Origin of the sequence: Marinobacter bryozoorum, assembly GCF_023156245.1 — a bacterium.
Lineage (GTDB): Bacteria > Pseudomonadota > Gammaproteobacteria > Pseudomonadales > Oleiphilaceae > Marinobacter > Marinobacter bryozoorum.
In genome coordinates this window covers 1-6,097 of record NZ_JAKZAH010000072.1, presented here as the reverse complement: position 1 = coordinate 6,097, position 6,097 = coordinate 1, and the positions used below count along the sequence as shown (strand labels likewise).

The 6,097-nt window shown below is 57.3% G+C and carries 5 protein-coding genes; 4 read left to right on the top strand and 1 reads right to left on the bottom strand.

Annotated elements, in window-relative coordinates:
- Window positions 1-355 precede the first annotated feature (355 nt).
- The gene (locus MLC59_RS19275) at window positions 356-1,318 is read right to left on the bottom strand and encodes a transposase (RefSeq protein ID WP_248237230.1); all 963 of its coding nucleotides are present in this window, start codon (window positions 1,316-1,318) and stop codon (window positions 356-358) included.
- Window positions 1,319-1,835: 517 nt separating this feature from the next.
- On the opposite strand from MLC59_RS19275, the gene MLC59_RS19270 reads away from it, so the two are divergent.
- From MLC59_RS19270 to MLC59_RS19255, 4 genes are all read left to right on the top strand, one after another.
- Window positions 1,836-2,690 (top strand): sulfotransferase family 2 domain-containing protein, encoded by an 855-nt coding sequence (locus MLC59_RS19270; RefSeq protein WP_248237229.1) that lies wholly within the window; start codon window positions 1,836-1,838, stop codon window positions 2,688-2,690.
- A gap of 436 nt (window positions 2,691-3,126) precedes the next feature.
- Entirely contained in the window at window positions 3,127-3,276 is a 150-nt protein-coding gene (locus MLC59_RS19265) for a hypothetical protein (protein WP_248237228.1), read from the top strand.
- 155 nt (window positions 3,277-3,431) lie between these two features.
- Window positions 3,432-5,000: a phosphohexomutase domain-containing protein gene (locus MLC59_RS19260; RefSeq protein WP_248237227.1), complete on the top strand. Its 1,569-nt coding sequence runs from the start codon at window positions 3,432-3,434 to the stop codon at window positions 4,998-5,000.
- 659 nt (window positions 5,001-5,659) lie between these two features.
- Window positions 5,660-5,911 (top strand): hypothetical protein, encoded by a 252-nt coding sequence (locus MLC59_RS19255; protein WP_248237226.1) that lies wholly within the window; start codon window positions 5,660-5,662, stop codon window positions 5,909-5,911.
- The last annotated feature ends 186 nt before the right edge of the window (window positions 5,912-6,097 follow it).

Genomic DNA, 6,097 nt, shown 5'->3' with positions numbered 1-6,097 from the left:
TGGAATGCAGAGCTGCCAGCTTTAAAAAATGTGGCTCAATACGGTTAGGGCAAGTGGGTCGGTTTAGCGGCGCTTACGCTGGGACTGGAAATGCGTATTCTGACAGGATATGTCGGAAGCTGTTTGGCGACCGGAGGCATGGACATGCACTTGTTGAAGAAGCGCTCCCGATAGGTTGCTAAAATAGTCTATCGCGATCCATTTATTGGTCTAGCAAACGCTTCGGCTAAGTTGGGACTGGAAATGCGTAGTCTAACAGGATATGTCGGAAGCGGTTTGGTGTTCTGTAGGTAAGTGTTGTCCCCGGTAGAATTAACCGGTAATTCGCAGAGGTCGGTGGTAGAAGGCGGGGAGTTTAAGCCGCCGATCGTCGCCTTGGTTCCCGGTAGTCCAGGTAGGTGTCTTCAAACGCCGTGGCTCGCTCGTACCAACGTTCCGGGTCCAGGTTGAGTCGTTCCAGGATGGGTAGTGCGGTCGGGTCTATGGCGCCGCGTTTGTCGTCCCGGGTGATTCGGCCGGTGGTGTCCACCAGCTGTAGGTAGTCCTGCAGGCTGAAAAGGATGCCTTGCTGGTCGTCGTTGCGGATCATGCCCTCAAAGCCCAGTAGGGGTTTAAGGGGTACTGCGAAATCGTTCAGCGCCTGTTGTTCGATCTGGTGGTGAATGGCGTCAGCCAGATTGAATAGTGGCTGTATGCGTTCCTTGATGCTGGTGTAGTCGGAGGTTTCCGGCGTGTCGGCCATAGCGGCCCGGATAGGGTTCAAATCAACGTAGGCCATGCAGGTGAGCAAGGCTTCTTCGGTTTCCAGGGGTTGAGACTTGAAGCGGCTTTCCCAGAAGTGACCCGTGCAGTCATCCTCTTGGTTGGCTTTTCTGGCGATCGGTTCGTTCAGGCATTTCATAAACCAGCTGAGGTCGGTCAGTCTGTTTTTGAAGGTTTCAGCGTACTGGTCCACTCGTCGCAATTCGGCTTCGCTCAGATCCTCGCCTTGCTGGTAGCGTTGTACCAGGGGTGGTCCCTGGTACAGGCAGCACCAGCGGGCCAGTACTTCGTCGTTGGTCCAGGTGTTACCCTGCTCGGGGCTGAGTTTGATCACCAGGTGGTAATGGTTGGACATTACTGCGTAGGCGGCCACGTCCACGGTAAACAAGGAAGCCAGCAGCCTTATGCGTTCCTCGATCCAGCCCCGCCGGTGCTCGTAGCTTTTACCTGTGGCATGGTCTTGCCCGCACAGGAAGGTGCGCCGCACGCATCGGGAGATGATGTGGTAGTAGGGGGTGTCGGTAAGGCTGATTTGCTGGTGCCTGGGCCTTGGCATGGTGACTCCTTGTCTTGTTTGCTTTGGTTTGATTCTGGCAAAAAACTGTATTAATGGACAGTTGTTCTTTTGTTCGAATGAAGGCATTCCCCTTAAGCCGCTACATGTCGATGTTTGAGCTTCTGGGAAGGAGGCGAAGTTCTGGCTGACGCCAGAGATGACGCTTGCCCGTAATGCTGGTTTCGACGCTGGAGTGGTGAGAGTATTGTTGTAGGTAACGGAGAAGAACCGGTTGGTACTGCGAGGAAGAGTGGTATGACCATTCCCCCTTAGGCCGATGAACAGCTGAGAGAGGCCACCGACGAGCAGCTGGATCGGTGGGTAACCGGCATTCTTGAGGCTGACAGTTAGGTGTTGTTGGGTGCGCGGGAATAGGCGCCACCGATGAGGGTGTACCTCATGCTTTCGGCGCCAGCCAGGTAATGAGTTATTGTTGCGAACAGCCAGAGGTGTGCATTTGTACTACCAATCCTCACACGCGTTCCCCCACAAGGGTCGGTTTTCGCCGGATTTTCGAATGGAGGGAGAGGGCGCGTCGTTCTTCTATACCCATATCCGCAAGAATGCCTCTACGTCGTTCAAAAAGCTGTTTCAGGTGCTGTACCCGGGTGTCTGTCCCGGTGACCTGCCTTCAATAGGGTGTATGACCCAGAATGCGCAGGTGAAAGGGCTTACCCCAGGGGAGATCGAACAGAAATTCGCCACCAGGTTGTTTGTTTACCGTGATCCGATTGAGCGTGTATTTTCCGTCTACAAGAACAAGCTGATTCAGCAGGACGGTGCCGAAGATTTGCTCGCAAGACTTGAGACGGTGGCCGGGCGAGATCCGGCGCTGCTGACATTCGATGAGTTTGTGCATGAGTTCGTGTCACTGCTCGAAACCGAGCGTTGGTCAGAGGTGGACGGCCATCTTTACCCTCAGGTGTGGCATCTGTTGCCGATCACATACAATAAGGTGATCTGCATGGACAACGTCTATGCCGAGATGCTCGATTTGTTGCCTGCAGGTGTCTGTGACGAGGTGTTCAAGGAGCCCTCGAACAGCACTACCAGGGGCAGTGTGCCTTTACGCTGGGCTGACCCCGATTGTCCGGCAGTTTATTTCCGTAAAAAATATGCGCGACACAAGGCACTGCCGTCGCTCAGCCAACTGATAACGCCCACCACAGAGACCCGCCTGCGCGAGATATACGCCGACGATTATCAAATGATTCACGACGTTGAGGGCGGCGCTCTTTCGTCGAGGCGGATGGCCGTAGCGCTTCCTCCCGGCCTGGATTTCAGCCCACCGGTTATGGCCGGTCAACGTTCGCCGTCGGAGCAGGCTTCAGGTCTGAACTTTGACCTGGCAGAGCAGCGTGGAGTTGGCTGAATCGATGTGTGAAACCGGGACAGATCTATTTTTCCTCAGATGTTTGATGTTGTGCCCTGGGGTTCGCGCCCTTCGACGGGCTCAGGGCGAGCGGGATGTTGGGGGGGCTGGGCTTGTAATCCGTTCACCCTGAGCCTGTCGAAGGGTGACATACCCCGAGCTGGTATCAGAACCTGGAGTTTGCGTCCTTCGACGAGCTCAGGACGAACGGGATGTTGGGGGCTGGACTCATAACCCGTTCACCCTGAGCCTGTCGAAGGGTGACATACCCCGAGCTGGTATCAGAACCTGGAGTTTGCGTCCTTCGACAGGCTCAGGGCGAACGGGATGAAGGTGAGGCCCGGATTTCCTAATCCGTTCACCCTGGGACCTGCTAAAGCGCACCCCGCCCGGCGCCGGTAATGAAATACAGCTGACCGATACCATCGGTATGCTGATGGATGAAGAACCGGTCGATGCCTTCCATATCCAGGGCCATTCCCATGATTGTGGTAACAAGCAGGGATACATGCGGGCCTTCGTGACCTATGGTATGCGCCACCCGGAACTGGGCGGGGCGTTTTCCGAGTTTGTTAAAGGTCTTTAGCGTTTTTTCAGAAGGCAACAAGATGTAGCCACGGACACTCACGGACCCACACGGACAACCCCAAAAAGTTCTTTTCGTCCGTGAGCGTCCGTGAGTGTCCGTGGAAAAGTCATTCTTTTCCCCATTCCGCGCACTACGCCTGAACCCTGGTATCTATGAATCTCTCAGAACTTCTTTCGGACTACACGGCCCATTCTGTAAACCCCGATAACCCGGCTCAGCGGGTTTCCTTTGGTACCTCCGGTCACCGGGGCTCGTCCCTGAGTGGCAGTTTTAACCGGTACCATATCCTTGCCATTACCCAGGCGGTGGTGGACTGGCGGACCAGCCAGGGCATTACCGGGCCGGTGTATCTGGGGAAGGATACCCATGCCCTGTCATCGGTGGCGATGGAATCGGTGCAGGAGGTGCTCGCTGGCAACGGTGTTGCTATGCGGGTTGATGCCAAGGGCGGGTTCACCCCGACGCCGCTGGTATCCCATGCGATTTTGCGACACAACGCACATGGCTCTCCGGAGCAGGCCGACGGGCTGATTATCACGCCTTCCCACAACCCGCCGGAGGACGGCGGTATCAAGTACAACGGCCCGGACGGTGGTCCGGCCCCTGCGCAGACAACAGCCTGGATTGAGTCCCGGGCTAATGAATTGCTCAGAGCCGGGCTGGCCGGCGTGAAAACCCGCCCCCGTCGTATGGCGGTGGGCCTGGCAGAACCCTGGGACTATGTGCGGCAGTATGTTGACCACCTGGCGGAGGTGGTGGATATGAAAGCCATTGCCGCCAGCGGCGTCACGCTGGGGGTTGATCCCATGGGTGGCTCTGCCCTGGCGGTATGGGAGGCCATTGCAGACACCTGGAACCTGGACCTGCAAATCGTCAACCGCCGCCAGGACCCGGACTTTGCGTTTATGCCGCCAGACCATGACGGCAAGGTCCGCATGGACTGTTCCAGCCCGGCGGCCATGGCAAACCTGTTAACCATCAAGGACCGCTTTGACCTGGCATTCGGCAACGACCCGGATGCCGACCGGCACGGCATTGTTGACGCCGCCGGTCTGATGAACCCCAACCATTACCTGGCGGTGTGCATCGACTACCTGCTCAGCCACCGCCCGGCCTGGTCCGGTGACCTGAAGGTGGGCAAGACCCTGGTGTCTTCCTCCATCATTGACCGGGTGGTGGCGGGCCGGGGCAGGGCACTGTATGAGGTGCCGGTGGGTTTCAAGTGGTTTGTGGAGGGGCTTCACCGTGGCGAGCTGGCCTTCGGCGGCGAGGAAAGCGCCGGTGCCAGCCTGCTGACGTTTGACGGCAAGCCCTGGAGTACCGACAAGGACGGCATTGTGCTGTGCCTGCTGGCAGCGGAGATCTACGCCAGCACCGGCAAGCGCCCGAGTGAGTATTACCAGGAACTGACCGCAACCTACGGCGCACCGGCCTATCGCCGTAAGGACTTCCCGGCCGACGAGCAACAAAAGCAGGCCCTGAAAGCCCTGCGCCCCGCCGACCTGCCCTTCACCCAACTGGCCGGCGACCCGGTACTCGGCGCCTTCACCACCGCCCCGGGAAACAGCGCCACCATCGGCGGCATCAAGGTAACCACCAAAAACGGCTGGTTCGCCGCCCGCCCCAGCGGCACGGAGAATCTTTGTAAGATCTACGCGGAGAGTTTTGTGGGGGAGGAGCACCTGGAAGAAATCCTGCGAAAGGCGGAGACGTTGTTGTAGCTGGCGGGGGCTTGGTTTCCCGTTCACCTTGAGCCTGCCACAACTCCCCGTTCGCCCGAGTCTGCCCCAACTCTCCGTTCGCCCTGAGCCTGCCCCAACTCTCCGTTCACCCTGAGCCTGTCGAAGGGTGACATACCCCGTGCTGGTATCAAAACCCGGAGTCCGCGCCCTTCGACAAGCTCAGGACGAACGGGATGTTGGGGGCCGGACTCGCAACCCGCTCACCCTGAGTCTGCCACAACTCCCCGTTCACCCTGAGCCTGCCACAATTCTCCGCTCACCCTGAGCCCGTCGAAGGGTGGGTATGTGGAAACCGGGACAGATCTATTTTTCGGGACCTCTGAGTCCGCGCCCTTCGACGGGCTCAGGGCGAACGGGATGAGGGTGAGGCCCGGGTTTCGCAATCCGTTCCCCTTGAGCCTGCCACTAATCCCCGTTCACCCTGAGTCTGCCATAACTCCCCGTTCACCCTGAGCCTGTCGAAGGGTGGGTATGTAGATGTACAAGGCTGACTTGCTGATACCTTGGCATGATGACTCATTGTCTTTGATGGCTTTGAGGTGTTTTGGCAATGACTGTATAAATAAACAGTTTTTCCTTGACAGTACATGACCACCTCAACAAAATGGCTCGTATCCACCTTCGTACAAGGATGAGCCATGCCAAGGAACAACGGCACACCGGTCAGCCACGACCAGAACTTCAAGAACCTTATACTCGACTATCCCCGCCAGGCCATTGATCTGTTCTGCGAGCAGGAAGCGCGAGAGCTGGATGATTCTGTTGGTATCGTGCCGTTACGGCAGGAGCAGCTGAAGGAGCGTCTGGGCGAACATTTCTTCAGTTTCAATACCTCCGCTGCGCGTTGCCGGAGTTGGAAGCGGAAGATTACTGGGACAGCAACAACCTGATCGCCCGTCTTTGCCTGAGTCTGATGCACTGGAACCAGAGCCAGAAGCTCGAAGTCTATGCCCGCGCCACCCGGGATTGACGACCCTGGAGCGAGATCCGGAGAAGCAACTCAAGTACCTGGACTTTATCGACATCTACACAGCCCTGGATGATAATGAAATGGAACAATATCAGCAGCACTACCC

Bases quoted from the DNA above. Each gene is read 5' to 3' on its own strand.
- MLC59_RS19275 (WP_248237230.1), bottom strand. From the start codon at position 1,318: ATGCCAAGGCCCAGGCACCAGCAAATCAGCCTTACCGACACCCCCTAC.
- MLC59_RS19270 (WP_248237229.1), top strand. From the start codon at position 1,836: ATGGAGGGAGAGGGCGCGTCGTTCTTCTATACCCATATCCGCAAGAAT.
- MLC59_RS19255 (WP_248237226.1), top strand. From the start codon at position 5,660: ATGCCAAGGAACAACGGCACACCGGTCAGCCACGACCAGAACTTCAAG.
- MLC59_RS19265 (WP_248237228.1), top strand. From the start codon at position 3,127: ATGGATGAAGAACCGGTCGATGCCTTCCATATCCAGGGCCATTCCCAT.
- MLC59_RS19260 (WP_248237227.1), top strand. From the start codon at position 3,432: ATGAATCTCTCAGAACTTCTTTCGGACTACACGGCCCATTCTGTAAAC.